Source organism: Paenibacillus harenae (genome assembly GCF_030812415.1).
In the GTDB taxonomy this organism is placed as follows: Bacteria; Bacillota; Bacilli; order Paenibacillales; family Paenibacillaceae; genus Pristimantibacillus; species Pristimantibacillus harenae_A.
Map to the genome: position 1 here is coordinate 654,580 of NZ_JAUSST010000003.1, position 18,965 is coordinate 673,544.

Here is an 18,965-nt window from a genome sequence, read left to right on the forward strand (position 1 = left end):
AAACATATTGAGCCGATTGAAGTATTTAAGGCATTGTCTAATGAAGCACGTCTTCAAATCCTGGAGTGGTTAAAAGATCCTAATTCCCATTTTGGATCCCAGGGAGGGGTTGATCTGATCGAGGTTGGGGTATGCGTTAGTCAGATTACAACAAAACTGAATATGACCCAATCAACAACATCTCAATATTTGTCTGTCTTACAGCGGGCGGGGCTTGTACATGCAACTCGACTGGGAAAATGGACATATTACAAAAGAGATGAAGAAGCAATAAAACAAATTGCTTCCTACATTCAGCAAGACATATAGATAATAAAGACTGGATTCAGCTATTGAATTCAGTTTTTATATAAAAAAACATATCGATATTTCGGGATTTGTAACTGGATTAATTTATTTCACCCCAAAAAATCGATATTTCTAGAAATGTCTAATTTATGAAATGAAGGAGCTGTTCAATATGTCCAACCATACTAACCCGTCCGGCAATGCCGCAACGCTCGTTATTGTTGCTCATCCGGATTTGAAGACGTCCCGAATTAACAAAAGATTGACGTCCGAGCTTGAACGAAGAGGAAATGTTACAGTTCACCGGCTGTACGAGACTTATCCAGATGAAAAGATCGATGTTGCTCGCGAACAAGCGCTATTACTGGCTCACGACCGTATCGTGCTTCAATTTCCTTTTTACTGGTACAGCTCGCCTTCCTTGCTGAAAAAATGGATGGATGAAGTATTCGAGCTTGGCTTTGCTCACGGCAATAGCGGCGATAAACTGAAGGGAAAGGAGCTGCTTATCGCCATCTCTTCAGGAGGCGCTCGAAGCATGTACGAAGCCGGAGGTTTTCACAATTACTCTTACAGCGAATTGCTTCGTCCGTTTCAGCAGTCTGCTAATCTGACGGGGATGATCTACCGCCGGCACTTTGTAGTGAGCGGAATTCGAGAAGTAAGTGATGACCAATTGGAGAAGTATGCTATGGATTACGCCGACTATGTGGAGAGGACCCGCACTCTCCCGCTCAAAAGGCGATAGCTGAGCCTTTTATAATTTAATGACGATCAGTTAATCAGCATTTATAACTATCTGGAGGATAGTTTAGTTTAAATCGTACCCCACTTCTTTTTTCGCGGTAAAATACAGAGCAGTTTGCTACAGGGTGATTTTGTTTTCAAGCATGTTAAAATACCTAACTCTTGACATCTGAATCGATAGCCTTTAATATCAAATTAAACTGTTATTTCGTTTATTACAGTTGAGGCGCGCTTACATAAAAGCTGGCTTGGCTTTTCTTGCGAAATGCTGAATGGCATTATCGCTATAGTAAGATACTAAACAAAAAACCATATTTGGAGGAAAACAAAATGAGTCAACAAAATGTGCAATCGGAAGTTTTGAAAGTTCTCGCAGAACGTCACTCGGTCAAAGAATATCAAGCCGGGCATAAAATGCCTAAGGAGCATCTGGAACAATTGCTCCTATCTGCTTCACAAGCACCTTCCGCTTGGAATTTGCAGCATTGGAAATTCGTCGTTATCGAGGAGCAAGCATACAAAGAAAAGCTGCACCCGATTGCATACGGCCAAAAACAAATTGTTGATAGTTCTGTCGTTATTGCAGTTCTTGGCGACCTGGAAGCGAACAAAAATGTCGAGCCCGTGTTTGGTCCTCTTGTTGCTGCAGGCCATATGACTAAAGAACTTAAAGATACGCTTGCCGGTCAAATCGAAGGGGCTTACCAACACCCCCAAGTTGCCCGCGATGAAGCGATTCGGAACGCTTCGCTTGCTGCCATGCAGTTGATGATCGCTGCGAAGGCAATTGGATATGATACATGCCCGATGGGGGGATACGACGCCGCTCGTTTTGTTAAAGAATTCAATATACCTGAGCGTTACGTGCCTGTTATGTTGATCAGCGTAGGCTTAGCCGCCACACCAGCCAGACCGTCCTCAAGACTCGCTTTGGATCAGGTTACCGTTTCCAACACGTTCTAACCGTTCTGGCCGCGATGCCACGTTTGAAAAGGAAAGTGGATTCCAGATGGCCATCCCTCGAAAATTCACCGTACGTGCGAGCTTTTTCCATTTTCAAAGACGAAATTAATCCATCTACGGGAATGCTAACTGGTGACTATAGTTGAACAAACAGGAGTAGTTGCTGCGGCGGCTGCTCCCTTTTTTCGTTAAGTGAACTGGCAGGCTAGTTTAGAAAAGTGTTGAACATTTTTAGTTAAGCTCAACATGATAAACGTAAGCGTCAAACTCTTCCCACCTTCAACTACTACGCTCGCTATGAGATCATGAGTTTAACCTGAGTATGGAGGATATCTCATAAATGCTAAAGAACAACGCAAACAAGATTGGCAAGCACGCATCGCAGCCTATCGGGCAAGTGGCCTCACAATGAAAGCTTGGTGCAACGCAAATGAATGCTCTGTCGAACAATTGAAATATTGGCTTTACAAAATAAAACGTGGTTCACCCCAGACTACTCCAGACCCAAAGACTTCTCCAGTACAGTTTATACCTCTTGCCGCTGTTGATCCACCGGGCAGCGTTTTTTCTGCTCCTTCTTTGGACTTGTTGTTTCTTGGGATAGGCATGGGCAAATTCGGGGTTATGTGACGCTTACGGCTTAACTATGCTTCCTTATTTGTGTTTGCCAAAAAACAAACCCTATTTTGTTCATCCTTATATTATCAAGTATGATAGAGAGGATAGGTTTCAATGGAGGTGCGTTTATTGATGAAAAACACGGTTCGGTGGCTACCTGCCCTGTGTTGGGGAATATTGCTTGCAGCGTGGCTCACGCTTGTCTTCGTATTCTCATCCCAATCGTATGAACAGCAAAGTATACAACCCTTGTTACTCCGATTTTTCAGCTTTCAGGATTTGGTCAGGTGGCTGCCCGATATAACGATTAAATATCGGTATACTACGGTAAATTCGCATTCAAATCCATACAAATTTATCGAATTTCTCTTTCGCAAAGGCGCGCATCTGTTTGTTTACGCCACATTTGCCTCTATATTCTTTATGTTCGTGCGTTCGTTCAATACTCGCCGCGTATTCCGCGCGATTCTGGTGACGCTATTGGTTGTCATTGTGGTGCCGGCTGTGGATGAATGGAATCAGCTCAGGTCCGAGCACCGGACGGGGAATACGACGGATATCTTATTGGATTTTACGGGGGGATGCATCGGCTTGTCCATCTGCTTATTGTTTCTTGCTTTAGCCAGGCTTTGGAAATTCCTGCGGAAGTAGAATGGAAGTTATTGCTCAACCTTTCCATGACCCCTGCGACAGCCCTTGACAGATGACTTGGCTGAAAAAGCAGCCGTTCCTTATCGAGAGATAAGATGTTGTTTTTAGGCTGCGCAGCAGCTGGTCAACTATACGCCGGATGAAGGAGATCCGGAAGCGAGCTGAAGGAAGCCAGGAGAGCTGGCCGTGCTGATCGCGCAACATTCCATTAGAGCGAGAAAACTTTTAGGAGTGAACAAATGTGAAGATGTATTCTAAAGGCATTAGAATATTGATTGGTATGGTTTCTATCGTATGTGTAGTGGGAGGTGTAATGGTATTTGCTAAAAGTATGACTAATGAAAGCCACACAAATTCTCCTTACTATCCTAAAAATGAACATGGACAGACATTCAGTTCTGATGAAGAAGCCACCTCCGTTGATATGCTACCTGATTTAATCCATGCAGGAAGTGTGAATGGCATTAAAGGGTATTTACTGAAAAAAGATTTTCTCGGTAAGCCTGGCGATGTACCACTGTATGATGTTGATGGGAAAACCGTAATTGGTTCTTTTCATATTAGCGCTAAGAATATGAACTATCCTAAAAATAAAAACGGACAGACATACGGTTCTAGCGCAGATGCTACTGAAACGGAACCTGAATTAATCAGTGCTATAGGTGTGGATGGCACTGCAGGATATGTGCTGAAAAAAGATTTAGACGGTGAGCAGCCTAAGACACCCGAAAAAGCACTAGCCATACAAAACAGTAGACCCCCAGGTGGATATGATATCCCTCTATACGACGTTGATGGTAAAACCGTCATTGGTGTCTTTCATATTGGAGGAAATTAACAAGTTAGTTATTCTCATATTACTTTCCTCAATCGTATTAAGTTCGTGCAGTTCTAATTCATCCACGAAGACTAGTCCCACTCCGTCATACATATCACCATCTCCTAAAGAAAGCACAGCCTTATATGAAACAAGTACACCGGCGCCATCTGAAACATACGCCCGAATTGGACCAAAGAGCAGATGGTAGAGCTCGGACTTAATAAAGAGGTAAATGAACCTGGCGGTGAAAGATGGAACTAAAGAAATATCCATATTAAGCGAAGATGTCTATCCATTTGTTAGATTCTTTTTTAAGGACGATATCCTGATGAATTTCCCTTTCTTTGTTAAGTCATCTGGCAGTTTAGTGGAACGATCGGCTCTATTTTGGTTCTCACGTCTATTGCAACATATCGGTATTATCACCCGTCTAGGATGATAAATTGCTTCTGGCGTTTATCGAAGTTAATGAGAAAGGGACTGAATCGTTTGCGGTTACATCGGTGGAAGTGAAAGCGGAGTCGGCTACTCACTCCTTCACTATGGACGTAAACAGGCCGTTCTTCTTCACGATCGAAGACGGTTCGACCGGTACAATGTCGAAATCATTATCAATAGAGGAGGCGCCGCAGCGACTTGCTCTTAGCCATTGAAGCAGTTATCAAATTTTAACGCTGATTCCACGTCTCTTGAGGAAAATTTCGAGCAAATTATTATTTTTCTCCCCCCCCAAATCTTGCGACAGGCCCGATATTTATAATGAAAGAGGAAAAATTTAGTAAGAGAGGATCCTGGATGAGAAAATTTTCGATTGCAGCCGCCGCGATGATCGCGATTGCTTTATTGCCGTGCACGGGAATCGGCGCAGCGACGGCGGATTTTAAAGACGTGCCGGATACAAGTCCCTATTTTGCTTATATTCACGACTTGAAGACGCTTGGCATAGTGGACGGAATCGCCGAAGGAATTTACGGTCCGAAACAGACGCTGACCCGCGCCCAGTTTGCCAAATTCGTCTCTGTCGCTTTTCAGCTGAAGGACCAAGGAGGAACGGCGCCCTTCCCGGATATCCGGGATCACTGGGCAGCCGCCTATATACGCGCTGCCTATCAGGCGGGCATCGTGAGCGGCACTTCCGATACGACTTTTTCGCCGAATGAGCCGGTTAAACGCGAAGAAGCCTCTGCTATGGTATGGCGGTATGCCAAAAAACAGGGTCTCGCTCCGGGCAGCGCGCTGAAATTCAACGATAAGCCGGATACCTGGGCCTTGGAAGGAATCAGCGGCATTATTGCTCACGGCTGGTACGGTTCGGACGTTACCCAAGATTCAGGCGTGTGGTCGTACCGGCCGCAGGACTCGATGACCCGTGAGGAAGCAGCCGCCTTAATCGACCTGTCGATAAAAGAGGTTCCCGGCAGTCTGTCGGCGGCCGATGTGCCGGGGCCGTCCTTAGGGCTTTACGATCCGCTCGAAAGCTTCAAACTGATGACGAGCCGCGTGAATATGTACATCGCTACGGACCATCCCGCTTACTTCGGCAGCGATACGAAACGGATGGCGCGAACATCGACGGCGCCGGGTAACATCGTTTACCATACGAAATACGATATAACGTCTGTGCTCTTTTACAGCTATTTTTTTACCAAAATTGAACTGGAAAAAAGCAAGATATTCGCCTCGGCAGACGGGAAATCGTATCAGGAAATACAAGTCAAAACCTATCCGGTCGGCAATCCTTCGGCCGATTGGCAGCAGTACGCCACTGAAGCTTCTTCGCTGCCGGCAGGGATGCGCTATTTGAAAATCGTGCTGAACGGAGCCGCCAAATCCTGGTCGCCGCAGCTTTCCAGGGTATCGATCAATCGAAGCACCGCTTCCGTCGACGTTAAGTCGTCCCGAAACGCCGAATCTCTTCAGGTCGAGCTGTCTTCGGCGACCCCAGGCGCCCGAATCTATTACCGCAAGGACAACTCCCCTGCGCTTCAGCTCTACACTAAGCCGTTCCAGCTTACGGGGTTCAGCGTGCTCGAAACCTATGCCCTCAAGGATGGCATGGATCCAAGTCCAATCCGTAAGTATACGTTCAACGCAAGCAATAAAATTCAAGTGGACAGGTTCGGCCAAATGATATCGGCTAATTTTCCAGGGAAGGTGACAACCGAGCAGCAGCTGGAAGCGGATGCCAAGGCAGACGCCTCCTATTACGGCGCTTTAACGCCACCTTCGAACCGGGACCGTTACGGTGGCCTGGCAGGCAGTGCGGCAAAATACGGATTGCAAAAAAAGGGCTTTTTTGCCATTCAGCAGATGGGAAGCCGCAAGGTGATGACTACGCCCGAAGGCAATCTCTTCTTCAGTTTAGGTGTGAACGGACTTACGGCCAATGAAACCTATACGATGGTTAAGGGGCGGGAGGAGTTGTTCGAATCGATTCCATCTATTCAGGAGGAATATAAAACGGCTTATAAAGGGACCGATAATTTTTCGTTCTATTTGGCGAACAAATACCGGAAAACAGGGGTCGTTCCAACCGAGCATGCAATCTATTCCGAAGCGGTCGGGCGAATCAAAAAATGGGGATTTAACAGTGCGGGAGGCTTTTCACCTGACAAATACGGCAATGAGAGCAATTTGCCTTACATGCGGATGCTTCCGCTGAGCAGCATGAGCTGGGCTAAGATAGACGGGATTTCGCTATTCGATATTTTTGCGCCGGATGCGGCAGCCAAGCTCGATGCGGCGTTTGCTAAAGCAGTTAAGCCGAGCAAGGACGATCCGATGCTGATCGGGTATTTCATCGACAACGAATACGATTACCACAAGTTTTATTCCCATGTGCCGAAGCTGAAGGCAAGCAAAGCGGCGATCAAAGGACATTGGGTTAAAAGGCTGAAGGATAAATATCAAGACATAGACAAATTCAACAGCAATTGGGCGACGAGCTTCGAATCCTTTGAAGACTTGAAAGAAGCGGAGCTGCCGATCGAGACATCGCAGGCTTGGCGCGATATGGACGCCTTTTTCAGGTATTATCTGGATACGTTCTACGGAACGGTTTCGCGGCTCTACCGCAAATATGATTCGAATCATCTTCTTCTCGGAGACCGCTGGTTAACGACGCCGTTCTACAATGAGAAGTTTCGGAGCGTTATGGCAGAGGTGGAAGGGAAATACGTGGATGTCATCAGTATCAACTACTACAGCTACATGATAGAACCCGATCTTCTGGAAGATGTGTACACGAAATCGGGCGGCAAACCGATTCTGATCAGCGAATTCGGTTACAGTACGACGGAACAAGGATTGGAGTCTCTCCTTCCAAATGGGGCCGTGAACCAGTCCGAGAGGGGACTGCGCTACCGGAATTATGTGGAGGGGGTAGCCAGTATGGACTACATTGTCGGCGCTCATGTGTTCAATTATGTGGACCAAGCAGGTCTTGGTAGATATTGGCAGGGAGTTTGGGGAGAACACTATAACTCAGGCCTTGTGAATGTCGCTGACCGTCCTTATAAGGAATACCTGAAAGGGATTATGGCAACCAACTACGACATCTACAAAGTTATTCTAGGGGAACGGCCGAAGTTTTATTACAATTTCAGCCAAAAATAAGGCGTGAGAGTTAATGGATTATTGTAAGCTTCGAGAGGTTGGGCAGATGTTATATCTACCCGATAACCATCAGCTAGTAACAACACAGCGGCAGCCGGCAAATACGATCGGCTGCCTTTTTGTTGAACGGGAGGATAGTTCCAATAAATGGTGATTGGCATTATACTCTTAATTAAAACCAAAGACTATGCAGGAGGTGCTAGTTTGAGCCGTTGGAATGAGGCCCTCCGTGACATTGCAGGACTCGGCATGCTGGCTGGCTTGCTCACCGCATGTACGGAGGAACGAGTAGAAGATCGCCGAACGGTCAAAGAACCGCCCGTCATCGAAATGAAGACGGGTATGTGGACGATTGACTACGACTTAAAGGGGATGGACATGGCCTTTATGAGCGAGTTTTCCGGCAAGCTTGTACTTAATGAACTGGAGCAGCCGCTACAGAGAGGGGACGTCGTTTACTATAAAACTCCGCCTTTAGACGTAGCGAAGGTATTCCCAGGCACAAACCCAGGCTGGCAACCGCCGGAGTATGATATCGCTCGTGTCGTGGCTCTGCCCGGCGAAGCAATCGAGATACGGGATGGGCAGATTTTTAACGACAATAAGAAGCTCGATACGTTTTACGGCAAAGCGCTAATGTGGGGAGAAGATGAGGAAGCATTTTTTAAAAACATTAGTCGACCGGGCACTGGCGTTTGCGACGAGGCATGCCAAGCCAGTATGAAGGATGTTGAACCTTTCCTCAAAAAAGGAACTAAGATATTAGCTTACCGGAGGTTATAAATGAAAAGACAAATAAAAAGTAAAGTTATTGTTATATTAATATTAATTACTTGTTGTATCCCCTTTCTATTATTTTGGTGGTTTTATTTTATAATTAATTCTCCTATGATTCCGTATCAATGACGAACAGTCCATTAAGCAAACGGGGAACGATAGCTTTATCACAGATGTCCAAGTCTTTTTTGGTTTTAATGAAAACTCTGAATTAATTGATATCCGAGTTAGGGCAGTCATTCAACCACATTAGGAGGAATTTTTGTGAACAAAAAAACCTTGCTTGATTGGGAAGCTAGCCATGATGCAATTAAACAAACAGTTGATGGTTTTTGGAGAATCTTTAGTAAATGGCGTGAAGAAGAAAGAGAGGATTATCTCAAGACATTTCATGGTAAGTTGTATGATGAATTCATAAGTGTAGAAGAACGAGCAATTTATCTGAAATTTAATTTTAATGCTGGTGAGGCAGTTATAATTTGTTCTATTAATATATTTTATTTGGAAATGCACATCGGTACTTTCGACATTGAATTTAGTTTAGATGGGGAGGTTGCCGACGAATATTTAGATTTTGATGATGTCTTATCTAAAGATAGAATTTTAGAGATAAAACATTTTTTAAGAGTTGCTCGAAATTCCATTAAAGTGGGGCTAGAAATAACAACTATCTCTAATATTACTGGAATTGATGCTAAATACTTGAGGATTTTGAAGGAAAAATATTGTTGAACTTATGAGGAACGATAGCTAAACCCTAGCCAATCATGTTGTTCTGAACAAGGGGGTCGATTATGGAAGCAATACGTTCAGTGAAAGCGCTCATTACATGGGAGAAGGATCCAAGCAAGTATCTCTGTAATATTTGGCTGCAAGATCTAATCGTAAACTACGGGAGCATTGAGGGTAAACAGTTCACCGGTGAAACTTGGACCGTATCCGTCAGAATTACAGGTCGGATTGAAGGCACTTGGGATACATATGCGGATGTACGATTTATAGTCGATGATGCGCCTTGGCAAGATCTAGTCAATGGATACGCCTTTAGATTATGGGCTGGCAGAGAGGTTGCTACAGTTAAGGTCTTATAGTTTGCAACAATAGATTAAACGGCGGGTAAAGATAGTTGAATAACACATGGATGAGCAGGTGCTGGCATTCTTACGAACGGACATTCAATCTAAAATAAACATCATAACCGGACAATCATAGGAAATGCGACAATGATGAGTTTAATCAAGAGTTTAAGAACTTAGAGGAAGTACGAATGTTGCTTCTCCATTAATCTTCTTATTCTGCTATCGTGGAACGCTAGATCGAAACAGCAAGCAGATTAAAACCTCTCGTTAGAAGCAAACTAGATTTAATAGTTTCTAAAGGGAGGTTTTGTTATGAACTTAAGTGAGTTGTGGAGGTTGTATGAGGCTGACGAGTACTTGGCAAAACAAGGCAGAGCAGTTGAGGCCAAGCAACATAGCATCGAATTCGTTTTGCTCGTTCTCTTTTTCGCTTGAAGATCTCTTGTCAGTCACTCAGAGAAAGAGCGCTGCTTGAGTTTCTTTACTGTACCGGCTGCCGGGTTAGGGAGGCGGAGAAGATAAACATCGAGGACCTCAGCTGGGAGAATTGTTTTGCAATTGTGAACGGCAAGGGCTCGAAGCAGAGAGAAGTTTCGGTACGGGCCCCGGCGGTTCATGCGTTTATAGTGATTTGTAGTCTCGAATAATGACATCGATCACATGTTTTCCCCAGTTCGAGGCTTCCGAGGTTGGTTCATTCCAAGCATAGGTGATGAGTGCTTTCCACAATGCCCAACCGCGTGCGCGATTAACAGTATCCTTGTCAAAATTCATGCGGCCCAGGAATCTTTCACGACTTACGTCATCAAAAAAGTTCCATGCCATTACAAGATCGCTTGAAGGATCGCCAACACCCATAGTTCCGAAATCAATGACACCGCACAGTCGTCCATTTCGCACAAGCAGATTGTTTACTGCCACGTCACCGTGCAGCCATAGCGGTGCTGATTGATATCTCGTCGCCAGGGCGAGCTCCCATATTTCCGTTAAGAGTTTTTGATCGTATTCGCGGGATAGCTTGTCAATGACGGACCTTGTATCTTGATCGTAAACCGCTAAGTTTCCCCCGCGATGAAAGTTTTGTATGCCTGCTGGTATGCCGTGGCTTGCATCGATCGCTTCTAATTCTTTCAGGAAGCTCGCGAGGTCTTCGGCAAATCCGTTTAAATCGAGTATGTTGGCATGCGTGACGGTATCACCTTCAATCCATCGGTTGACGGACCATGGAAGGGGATATTCGTTCGTCGGTTCGCCTTGTACAACAGGAACCGGAATGGACAAGGACAGATGAGGCTTGAAAACAGGAAGCCACGTCAGTTCTTTCTCAACAGCCGAAGCGTACCTTTCATGGCTCGGTAGACGAACCGTCATTTCGCTTCCCAGCCGATAGGTTCGGTTATCGTGTCCGCTTTTTTCTACGGGAATTATTTCTAAGTCCTTCCATTCAGGAAATTGGTTGTTGATTAATTGACGTACCAGTTCAGTAGTAATATTAAACATGTCGTTCGCCTCTTTCCGCAAAAGTTGATGGATCGTAATCGTATATAAATCATAACAATTCGCCTAGACCGTATCAAAGGATAAAACAATTTTAAAAAACTTGCCGTTACAGACAGCGCAGTGAACCACGATTCATTCCGGGTGTAATATGAATACCGCTTTATGTCCCCTTTTCCTCTGGAACGTCTGATATCCGAAATGAAATTAGTTTTTCTTGTTGACCGGATTGCAAATAACCTGTAAAATTTTGTTAAGTGTATACTTTAAGGTAATGAACTTACTTAAAGGTAAGGGGATGATTTATTAATGATTCATCAGCTTGAATGTCCAATGGAGACAATCATTCATGTTCTAGGCGGCAAATGGAAACCAATGATTTTATGGCATTTGATACAATCCAATAAACGATTCAACGATCTGGAAAAGCTTATACCTGATGTATCTCAAAAAATGCTTTCGCAACATCTACGGGACCTGGAACGAGAGGGCATAATCGATAGAACGGTCTACCCCACCGTCCCTCCAAAAGTAGAATATTCCCTTAGTGAATATGGTAAAACATTGATTCCTGTAGCAGAAGTCATGTGTGCTTGGGGAGAAAACCATAATAAGCGGAAATATGAAGAATCTGCTTCTTAAAGCTTGATTCAATTCATTTGCACACGAATTCAAGGACTCATAACAAAAGCTGCCACGGGATTTGCCCTGGCAGCTTTTGCTATTTACAGTCAATATTCCTTTACGATTTTCGCCGTGGACCAACATGGATAACCCTTTCTGCTCAATGCTTACTTTTAAGTAAGGACCCTACATTAAAGTGGGTTCTTATCAAGATTTTTAAACGATGCTAAGCTTGAGTCAATCCAGAGATGAACTATCGGGAGTCATTTATAAAAGGAGGAAAAAATGATGAAAATTATTGTTTTCGGAGCAACGGGAAATACGGGAAGAAGAGCGCTGGAGCAAGGGGGTAAAATGGGACATGAAATGACAGCATTCGTTCGAAACTCCGAGAAGTTTTATGAACAGCAAGGAGAGGGTTCAGCCAAACATGTGAAGGTAGTCGTGGACGATATCATAAACCCAGTAAGCGTCGGCGAGGCGCTCTCGCATCAAGACGTCGCTATTATTGCTGCCGGCCATGCAGGTCAAGGAGATGAGTTTATTCGACTCGTTGATAACATTATAAGCCAATGTGAAATCAACCCTAGTTTTTCCGGGAGGGTATGGGTAATGGGAGGTGCCGGCCTGCTGGATATTCCATATACTGACCTCATTGGCAACAATCTGCCCGGCTTCCCGCCCGCGTATAAAAATCACAACCGGAATTTTGAACGACTCCTACAGTCTGAGCTCGATTGGTCAATTATGTGTCCGGGAACTATGATTGATTCGATAGAGCCTTCGGCGTCGGTTCATCTGCATGTGACAACGGAAACCTTGCCCATATCAATTCCGAAGACGATCAAGGAATTCTCCGAGGCCGATATAGCCGGTTACTTGTTCACCCGGCTTCAAGAGCTGGATGTTGCTTATGATGATGTCGTGAAATGCATGCTGGACCATATCGAGCTCGGAGGGCCTTTTAAGAGAAAAAGGGTCGGTCTCGCCTATCAAAACGATATTCCGGTGAGCTAAGGAGCAAGAAGGGAGATGATCAGTTTGTTTGGATGGCTCCTCGTTTTTCATATACTGGCTTCTATCGCGGTAATCGGTCCCGCTTTCGTGGTACCCTTCATTCGAAGGTCCGCTAGAACCGCCGGCCAGTTGCGCTTTGCTTTTGATGTAACGAACAAGCTTGCCATCCTGCCTAAAATTGGCGGAGCCGTACTTATTATTACCGGGGTTTGGCTTATGATCATAAACAAGTTGGGGTTGTCCCAATTGTGGCTAAATATATCGATCCTTTTATCGCTGCTCATGGTCGCGACGATCGAAGGATTGATCGGGCCGCGGATGAAAAAGATCATGGAGATTGTATCTATAAGTCAAAGCAAAGGGGATGAATTACCCGCCGAGCTCGGTCGATTGATGAGAAAGATCATACCGATCGAGACGGCGTCACAGCTGCTGATGATTGCCATAACCGTGCTTATGGTCCTTAAGCCATTCTAAAGAAGCCGTAAAGCTTATTAACAATCGGCCCGCGGGTAGCAGTCTAGGAATGGAAAAATCAATAACGAAAGGGCTGCCGCGTGGCAGCCTTTTGTTCCGTATATAGGCAGAGTTCTTTGCATAAAGGATCCCATGGGCAGTTTTACCTTTTTCGTTTATCGGATGGAATTGAATACTGCAACTAAGACTAGTATATTCCGTCTGTAGATTAAAGGAGGTTTGGAAATTGCAGTATTTAATGCGAGTTATTGGTGTGGTTGTTCTTGCAATGACGTTTCTGTCTGCTTGTACAAAGGAAGAAACCAATATAACAGTTGAAGAAGACCAATTGAATTTGGAACAAGTCGTGGAACAACACCAAGAAACGCCTTCTCTCCCGACTCGTGAACCGGATACGTCTGAACAAATCAACAGTTCAGTCTTTGACGTAAGCAAAGCAATATATCTCGGTGAAACCGGCAGCGGGGTCGTTTATGAAGCCTTTGGCAAGCTTTATTGCGTAGACCCGCTTGGGGAAGCCATTGAGCTCGGAGATCCCGCTATCGAAAAAAGAGGAGCTATCCTCTCTCCAACTGGAAACTCCTTAATTTACCGGTTTTCCGATACGTCCATTATTACAAGTCCTGAAAAACTGGCTTTGCTCCATTTACGAGATAACAAGGAAAATGCTGTGATCGAGCTTGAAACCAGCAATAGAATGGAAGAGATCGGCCCTTACTTCTGGTCAGGCCAAAATGTTTTTGTGCAGGAAGCTCTTGCAATCGAATCGCCGAATTTCCTCATGTTTAATGGTAAAACGGGAGCAATAGCCGATTTCGGCAAGCTCTTTCAAACTCTATATGAAAACAATAAAATAACGAAAGTGTTGAGGCTCGATTCCAGACACGAAGTGAACTCCATCAACGGTTTAGGGGCTCCGATTATCGTTGCGGCATTAACGGAGGATGGCGTTTTGCACGAACTGCTTGAGGAAACGTTTTACGAAACGATGTTTCTGGATATTAAAATATCCGATGACCTAACCGCAATCGTCGTATGGATCCATCTGGTACCGGATAACTCTTCCACGCTTTGGGTATCGGCCCTGGATCACGCAAATTGGCAGACGGGCGAATGGCAAAAATACGATACCGCTCCCGAAAAAGAAGGCTCTATCCGGTTCGATACCGACCGAAAAAAAGTGTTGCTGAGCAACGGGGAGATGATCGGGATGCCTAAAGTAGAAGGAGTTGAGGACTAAATACGAGGTACCTTACCTAATGTACGACTAGTAATCATGAATTCAAAAAAATGAATGTTCAACCAACTAAACACGTTAGTCACATAAAGACATGAAGGAGATGTTCTGAGAAAGAAATGGTGGTTTAGATTAATCATTCTTATTTTGCTGGTTGTCTTAATTATTGCTGTTTTTGGAATATGGTTTTTCGGACAATATATCTTACCAACTCCTCCTGATTGGAATTGAGCTAACTGGTAATAGTTGAACACAGAAATGGCTTCTGCATGGTAGCCCTTCGTTACGCTCCCATGGAAGAACGCATTTGCTTCCATTATCTGTGGTGTCGCGTGAGCGGCATGGATGTTAACGGGTACGATAGCTGAATAACAACACCACGGCAGCCGGCCGAACGGCTGCCTTTTCCACGCTAACGGGCAGGAATCGCAACAATACTACTTTCTTTTCGTCTAATTAATGATGATAAAAGGGGGCGAATTATGAAGCGAGCAATATTAATATCGGTTTTATTAGCCGCATTTTTACCTGGTTGCACAACACCTAACTTTATAACTAAAACGGAAGCAGAACAAATTGCTTTGAAATATGTAGCTGAAGAAAATGAATCTTCTCATTGGAAACTTGTAAACACGGCAGAAGAAGATAATTATTGGATTGTGCGTTTTGGACCAACCAATTCCATGCCAGAACTACTTTGGCTCCATATTGACAAAAGGACGGGGGAGATAATCAAAGCTATAACTGGAGAATAGAAACATGGTTTGTGTACTCAACTACTATGCGTCAACATCAAAATGAAAAAAGCCTCCCAGTTATTTTAAAACTTCTACCGTCTAAAGCTAGTAATACGATCTCACTAAACTAACAAATGGAGGCGCATAATAATGAAAATCAAAAAACTTGGCATTATCGGAATGACCTTAGCCGCTACTCTAGTTTCAGGTGCGATAGCATATGCAAGTAATGACTTTTCTTCTGATGATTTAGTAAAAGATATAATTGGTGGAAAACCCCATAAGCAGACCAAAGAAGAAATTAAAGCGGATAATGAAACAACAAAAAAGCTGGATGATATAAGGTTGAAAGGTAACAAACACAAAAATGTTGGTGAATTCAAAAAGGTTGAAGAACTCCCCGGATTTGTTCCAGATAAGAAATTAGAAAATGCTGAATACAAAACGAAGACACTAATGACTTACGAAGATAGCTACAACCAAGGTTATACGGATCAAATTATTTACGAAATCGATCCTCATCGAATGATTTATGTTATCCAATTAAAATCGTACGAAGAACTTGATTACGAAGGAAAGAAGATCAAAAACCCATTAATCACAAATATTTATGATGCAGAAACAGGGGAAAAAATTTCTTTCATTTGGCAAGCAGATAAATAACTAAAAGCACCTAGAAGTAAGACCTAAACTGATCCAATTCGTGAAAAATATTTGAAATATTTACCCTTTGGGGTGAAGATTCACAAAAACCGCTAGAAGAGAAATAGGCAAGCGGCATAGCAATCGGCGCACAAGCAAGGAGGTACATGAAAGGTGAAAATAGGCGAGTTATCCCGGTTGACCAACGTCAGCATTCGCTCCATCAGGCATTATGAAAAAAAAGGACTGTTGCAAGCCGTTAGGTTAGATAACGATTATCGGAGTTTTGCCGAGTCTGCCATCGATCGAGTCGTGGCGATCCAATTATTCTTGAAGCTCGGGTTGACAGCAGATGAAATCGGAGAACTGTTCAATGAAGAGATCGCAAATCCTGACGATTACGAGTACTGCGAAGTGATGCTGGCCATGTACGAAGAGAAGTTGGCTCAAGTTGATCGACAGATCGCGGCACTTCAACAATTGAAGGGTTTATTGAAACGTCAAATCTCTCTGACGTTGTCAAAAAAATAGAAATAGCACTTATTCGCACAAAGGCCATGGAGCATCGTTATTTGCTCTGTGGTCGTTTTTTTTAATTTCTGCGGTAGCTCTTGACCCTAACACTAGTGTAATACTTTAGAATCAGGCTTGAACACGCAGAGAAGAGCGTTTTGCGGTTCGAAAATTAACTAATTTATTGTGGGAGGTCTTTCAATTGGAGAGGAAAAATCAAAGTAGTATAGGGGAAAATTCGAGTGACAACTCTATCGTTAACGGGGAAATGATGGTGGGCGAGGATCGCTTATCAGTATCAGTCATCGGTTTGGGCAATATGGGCTCGGTACTGGCCGAAACATTCATCAAAGCAGGATTTCCGACTACGGTTTGGAACCGCAGTGCCGTGAAAGCTGCTCCCCTCATTGCCATGGGTGCGGTACACGCGGATACGATCGGGGACGCAATCTCGGCAAGCACATTAGTTATTACTTGCCTTACCACTTATGATGCCACGATCCAGGCAATGGAACCAGCTGGAGTTGGAATGGCTGGCCGAACCTTAGTCTCTCTGAACTCTGGTACACCTGCAGGTGCTCGCAAGATGGCCGCTTGGGCAACTGGACACGGTGCGAGGTTCCTTGACGGAGCAGTCAAAAATGTACCTGCAGCCGTAGGGAAACCGGACACCCTCCTGTACTACAGTGGCGACAAGGCTACGTTCGACGAGTACGAGACGACGCTGAAGGTGCTAGGCGGCGACACCGTCTACCTTGGTAAGGAACCGGACCTCGCAAAACTTTACGAGTTCGCCGTGGGAGGAACGCTGCTCCCGGCTCTTCTTGGTTTCTTCCAGGGTGCCGCCCTCATCAAGGCACGCGGCATGCAGGCAAGCTCGCTGGTACCGTATTCTATTAAATGGCTAGAGATGATCGGATCGGTCCTGCCGAGTTTTGCGGAGGAGATCGATGCGGGTGACTACACCAAGCCAGCCTCCTCTGTCGGAATCTTCCATGAGTCTATCGCATACGACCTTGAGATCGGCGAGGAGACAAACATTGACGTCACATGGCATGCTCCCATGCATGATCTCCTTAGACGGGCGGTAGCGTCAGGTCACCGAGACCACAGCATCGCATCACTGGTTGAGCTACTCAGGAAGTCGGAACGGGTGGGATAAAGAATTATAATATGGTATTTATCACCGATTTGAATTTTAAGCCGAAAGGAGTTTCTCCATTGGATAGTAGTAACCAAAGTAAGAAAACAAACAACGAGTCAATTGGTGATGCTAAAGCAGGTGGAAATCGCTCATCGGTCACGGTTATCGGGTTAGGTCCCATGGGCAAGGCGATGGTTAGCGCTTTCTTGAATCGCGGTTATAAGGTGACCGTTTGGAACCGAACTCCAGGCAAAGCAGACGAGGTTGTGACACAGGGGGCCATTAGGGCATCCTCGGTCAACGAGGCTCTTGCCTCCAACGAATTGGTCATTCTCAGCCTAACGGACTATGATGCTATGTACGCTTTATTCGGATCTGTCTCGGAGAAACTTTACGGCAAAGTTATTGTCAACCTGAGTTCGGATACTCCGGAGAAAGTCCGCGAAGCAGCGAAGTGGTTAACTGAACGCAGAGCCTGGCATCTCAACGGTGGCGTGTTAGCCTCACCTTCAGAAATCGGCAATATGGAGTCTATTACACTTTATAGCGGTCCAAGTGACATCTTCGAAGCTCACAGGAAGACTCTTGAGGTGCTGACTAGAACTGATTATAAGGGCGAAGATCCAGGACTTGCCATGTTGTATTACCAAATTCAGATAGATGTCTTCTGGACTGCAATGCTCAGCTACCTTCACGCCCTTGCAGTGGCGAGAGCGAACGGCATTACGGCTGAACAAATGCTGCCATACATCTCGGAAATCCTGTACACTCTGCCTAAGTTACTTGAGTTCTACACCCCTCGCATCGACACAAGTAAGCACCATGGCGACGTTGAAAAACTTGCTATGGGTTTGGCAAGCATCGAGCACGTCGTTCATACCTCCAAAGAAGCTGGCATCGATGCTTCTCTACCCGCCGCCGTTCTAGATGTCTTCAAACGTGGTATTGCGAGTGGTCATGCCGATGATAGCTTCACCAGCCTCATTGAAATCTTCAAGAAGTCTAGTGCTCGTCCATAAAAAATAGGCTATTCCTTGTGGGATGGCCTTAAAATTTGCCGTTACAGACTGCGGGTAGAACCGTATAGAATGTGGAGAGGTAAATGCAATGAGGGTTAAAAACCCCGGCATAATACGGCAGCCTCGGTGAGCGAACGGGAAGGATAACGCAACTTTCCAAGCTAAGGGAGCGTTAAAAGAATATACGACAGCGGAGGTGTAAATGTTCTGAAACAAAAGCGATTGATTTTTTTATGCCTCTTATTATTTTGCGCAATATATATTTTGTTTTCTATTTGGATTGCTCGGGACGTCCGAAATATTCTTCGGGTTGGAATGCAAAACGAAGTGGAGTATCACAATATCATGCATTCAGACGTCTATAAACGTATTAATCCATTACAACGGCATTTAACTTCCTCTAACTATACTTACAAACCCAAATCTCATGGAATTGGGACTCCATTTTCTTTACACTTGTTTGGTTATGCAAAAGTCTGGGTAAAACAGCGGTACACTCC

The 18,965-nt window shown here is 44.7% G+C and carries 23 protein-coding genes; 22 read left to right on the forward strand and 1 reads right to left on the reverse strand.

Annotation, left to right across the window (positions count from 1 at the left end; translation table 11 throughout):
* The first annotated feature begins 6 nt into the window (after nucleotides 1-6).
* The 13 genes from J2T14_RS12990 (at nucleotide 7) to J2T14_RS13045 (ending at nucleotide 10,205) form a co-directional block, all read left to right on the forward strand.
* A complete protein-coding gene (locus J2T14_RS12990) occupies nucleotides 7-309 on the forward strand; it encodes an ArsR/SmtB family transcription factor (RefSeq protein WP_307471953.1) in 303 nt (100 codons plus the stop codon).
* Between the two features lie 151 nt (nucleotides 310-460).
* Nucleotides 461-1,036, forward strand: a complete 576-nt coding sequence (locus J2T14_RS12995) for an NAD(P)H-dependent oxidoreductase (RefSeq protein WP_307471371.1) — start codon at nucleotides 461-463, stop codon at nucleotides 1,034-1,036.
* A 329-nt stretch (nucleotides 1,037-1,365) separates the two neighbouring features.
* Nucleotides 1,366-1,998: a nitroreductase family protein gene (locus J2T14_RS13000; protein WP_307202411.1), complete on the forward strand. Its 633-nt coding sequence runs from the start codon at nucleotides 1,366-1,368 to the stop codon at nucleotides 1,996-1,998.
* A 336-nt stretch (nucleotides 1,999-2,334) separates the two neighbouring features.
* Nucleotides 2,335-2,628, forward strand: coding sequence for an IS66 family insertion sequence element accessory protein TnpA (gene tnpA, locus J2T14_RS31090; protein WP_444939711.1), 294 nt, complete (start codon nucleotides 2,335-2,337; stop codon nucleotides 2,626-2,628).
* A 120-nt stretch (nucleotides 2,629-2,748) separates the two neighbouring features.
* Complete coding sequence (locus J2T14_RS13005; protein ID WP_307471374.1) at nucleotides 2,749-3,267, forward strand: VanZ family protein; 519 nt, start codon at nucleotides 2,749-2,751, stop codon at nucleotides 3,265-3,267.
* Between the two features lie 241 nt (nucleotides 3,268-3,508).
* Nucleotides 3,509-4,105 (forward strand): hypothetical protein, encoded by a 597-nt coding sequence (locus J2T14_RS13010; RefSeq protein ID WP_307471376.1) that lies wholly within the window; start codon nucleotides 3,509-3,511, stop codon nucleotides 4,103-4,105.
* Nucleotides 4,106-4,530: 425 nt separating this feature from the next.
* Nucleotides 4,531-4,740 carry a serpin family protein gene (locus J2T14_RS13015; RefSeq protein WP_307471379.1) on the forward strand — a complete coding sequence of 70 codons (210 nt, stop codon included), beginning with the start codon at nucleotides 4,531-4,533 and terminating at the stop codon, nucleotides 4,738-4,740.
* Nucleotides 4,741-4,882: 142 nt separating this feature from the next.
* A complete protein-coding gene (locus J2T14_RS13020; RefSeq protein WP_307471382.1) occupies nucleotides 4,883-7,702 on the forward strand; it encodes an S-layer homology domain-containing protein in 2,820 nt (939 codons plus the stop codon).
* A gap of 204 nt (nucleotides 7,703-7,906) precedes the next feature.
* The gene (locus J2T14_RS13025; RefSeq protein WP_307471383.1) at nucleotides 7,907-8,485 is read left to right on the forward strand and encodes a S26 family signal peptidase; all 579 of its coding nucleotides are present in this window, start codon (nucleotides 7,907-7,909) and stop codon (nucleotides 8,483-8,485) included.
* A 258-nt stretch (nucleotides 8,486-8,743) separates the two neighbouring features.
* On the forward strand, nucleotides 8,744-9,211 hold the full coding sequence (locus J2T14_RS13030) for a hypothetical protein (RefSeq protein ID WP_307202397.1): 468 nt from the start codon (nucleotides 8,744-8,746) through the stop codon (nucleotides 9,209-9,211).
* Between the two features lie 62 nt (nucleotides 9,212-9,273).
* Nucleotides 9,274-9,570, forward strand: coding sequence for a hypothetical protein (locus J2T14_RS13035; protein ID WP_307202395.1), 297 nt, complete (start codon nucleotides 9,274-9,276; stop codon nucleotides 9,568-9,570).
* A 300-nt stretch (nucleotides 9,571-9,870) separates the two neighbouring features.
* Nucleotides 9,871-9,993 (forward strand): hypothetical protein, encoded by a 123-nt coding sequence (locus J2T14_RS13040; protein ID WP_307471384.1) that lies wholly within the window; start codon nucleotides 9,871-9,873, stop codon nucleotides 9,991-9,993.
* Complete coding sequence (locus J2T14_RS13045; protein ID WP_307471386.1) at nucleotides 9,990-10,205, forward strand: tyrosine-type recombinase/integrase; 216 nt, start codon at nucleotides 9,990-9,992, stop codon at nucleotides 10,203-10,205. The genes J2T14_RS13040 and J2T14_RS13045 overlap by 4 nt, the downstream gene beginning before the upstream one ends.
* On the opposite strand, the gene J2T14_RS13050 is transcribed toward J2T14_RS13045, so the two are convergent.
* Nucleotides 10,180-11,058, reverse strand: a complete 879-nt coding sequence (locus tag J2T14_RS13050) for an aminoglycoside phosphotransferase family protein (protein ID WP_307471388.1) — start codon at nucleotides 11,056-11,058, stop codon at nucleotides 10,180-10,182. The two genes, J2T14_RS13045 and J2T14_RS13050, sit on opposite strands and share 26 nt — an antisense overlap.
* A 306-nt stretch (nucleotides 11,059-11,364) precedes the next feature.
* On the opposite strand from J2T14_RS13050, the gene J2T14_RS13055 reads away from it, so the two are divergent.
* From J2T14_RS13055 to J2T14_RS13095, 9 genes are all read left to right on the forward strand, one after another.
* Nucleotides 11,365-11,697 carry a winged helix-turn-helix transcriptional regulator gene (locus tag J2T14_RS13055; protein ID WP_028612863.1) on the forward strand — a complete coding sequence of 111 codons (333 nt, stop codon included), beginning with the start codon at nucleotides 11,365-11,367 and terminating at the stop codon, nucleotides 11,695-11,697.
* Between the two features lie 270 nt (nucleotides 11,698-11,967).
* Complete coding sequence (locus J2T14_RS13060) at nucleotides 11,968-12,696, forward strand: NAD(P)-dependent oxidoreductase (protein WP_307471954.1); 729 nt, start codon at nucleotides 11,968-11,970, stop codon at nucleotides 12,694-12,696.
* A 15-nt stretch (nucleotides 12,697-12,711) separates the two neighbouring features.
* Complete coding sequence (locus J2T14_RS13065) at nucleotides 12,712-13,173, forward strand: DUF2269 family protein (protein WP_307471391.1); 462 nt, start codon at nucleotides 12,712-12,714, stop codon at nucleotides 13,171-13,173.
* A 226-nt stretch (nucleotides 13,174-13,399) separates the two neighbouring features.
* Nucleotides 13,400-14,413, forward strand: coding sequence for a hypothetical protein (locus J2T14_RS13070; RefSeq protein ID WP_307471394.1), 1,014 nt, complete (start codon nucleotides 13,400-13,402; stop codon nucleotides 14,411-14,413).
* 479 nt (nucleotides 14,414-14,892) lie between these two features.
* Nucleotides 14,893-15,165, forward strand: coding sequence for a PepSY domain-containing protein (locus J2T14_RS13075; protein ID WP_307471396.1), 273 nt, complete (start codon nucleotides 14,893-14,895; stop codon nucleotides 15,163-15,165).
* A 132-nt stretch (nucleotides 15,166-15,297) separates the two neighbouring features.
* On the forward strand, nucleotides 15,298-15,810 hold the full coding sequence (locus J2T14_RS13080) for a hypothetical protein (RefSeq protein WP_307471397.1): 513 nt from the start codon (nucleotides 15,298-15,300) through the stop codon (nucleotides 15,808-15,810).
* Nucleotides 15,811-15,963: 153 nt separating this feature from the next.
* Nucleotides 15,964-16,320 carry a MerR family transcriptional regulator gene (locus J2T14_RS13085; RefSeq protein WP_307206533.1) on the forward strand — a complete coding sequence of 119 codons (357 nt, stop codon included), beginning with the start codon at nucleotides 15,964-15,966 and terminating at the stop codon, nucleotides 16,318-16,320.
* A 184-nt stretch (nucleotides 16,321-16,504) separates the two neighbouring features.
* A complete protein-coding gene (locus J2T14_RS13090) occupies nucleotides 16,505-17,464 on the forward strand; it encodes an NAD(P)-dependent oxidoreductase (RefSeq protein ID WP_307471399.1) in 960 nt (319 codons plus the stop codon).
* Nucleotides 17,465-17,475: 11 nt separating this feature from the next.
* Nucleotides 17,476-18,465, forward strand: coding sequence for an NAD(P)-dependent oxidoreductase (locus tag J2T14_RS13095; protein WP_373458147.1), 990 nt, complete (start codon nucleotides 17,476-17,478; stop codon nucleotides 18,463-18,465).
* The last annotated feature ends 500 nt before the right edge of the window (nucleotides 18,466-18,965 follow it).

Coding starts and splice junctions, on each gene's coding strand:
- J2T14_RS13035 (WP_307202395.1), top strand. CDS start 9,274: ATGGAAGCAATACGTTCAGTGAAAGCGCTCATTACATGGGAGAAGGAT.
- J2T14_RS13000 (WP_307202411.1), top strand. CDS start 1,366: ATGAGTCAACAAAATGTGCAATCGGAAGTTTTGAAAGTTCTCGCAGAA.
- J2T14_RS13005 (WP_307471374.1), top strand. CDS start 2,749: ATGAAAAACACGGTTCGGTGGCTACCTGCCCTGTGTTGGGGAATATTG.
- J2T14_RS13095 (WP_373458147.1), top strand. CDS start 17,476: ATGGTATTTATCACCGATTTGAATTTTAAGCCGAAAGGAGTTTCTCCA.
- J2T14_RS13050 (WP_307471388.1), bottom strand. CDS start 11,058: ATGTTTAATATTACTACTGAACTGGTACGTCAATTAATCAACAACCAA.
- J2T14_RS13040 (WP_307471384.1), top strand. CDS start 9,871: ATGAACTTAAGTGAGTTGTGGAGGTTGTATGAGGCTGACGAGTACTTG.
- J2T14_RS13020 (WP_307471382.1), top strand. CDS start 4,883: ATGAGAAAATTTTCGATTGCAGCCGCCGCGATGATCGCGATTGCTTTA.
- J2T14_RS13080 (WP_307471397.1), top strand. CDS start 15,298: ATGAAAATCAAAAAACTTGGCATTATCGGAATGACCTTAGCCGCTACT.
- J2T14_RS13075 (WP_307471396.1), top strand. CDS start 14,893: ATGAAGCGAGCAATATTAATATCGGTTTTATTAGCCGCATTTTTACCT.
- J2T14_RS13065 (WP_307471391.1), top strand. CDS start 12,712: ATGATCAGTTTGTTTGGATGGCTCCTCGTTTTTCATATACTGGCTTCT.
- J2T14_RS13060 (WP_307471954.1), top strand. CDS start 11,968: ATGAAAATTATTGTTTTCGGAGCAACGGGAAATACGGGAAGAAGAGCG.
- J2T14_RS12995 (WP_307471371.1), top strand. CDS start 461: ATGTCCAACCATACTAACCCGTCCGGCAATGCCGCAACGCTCGTTATT.
- J2T14_RS13055 (WP_028612863.1), top strand. CDS start 11,365: ATGATTCATCAGCTTGAATGTCCAATGGAGACAATCATTCATGTTCTA.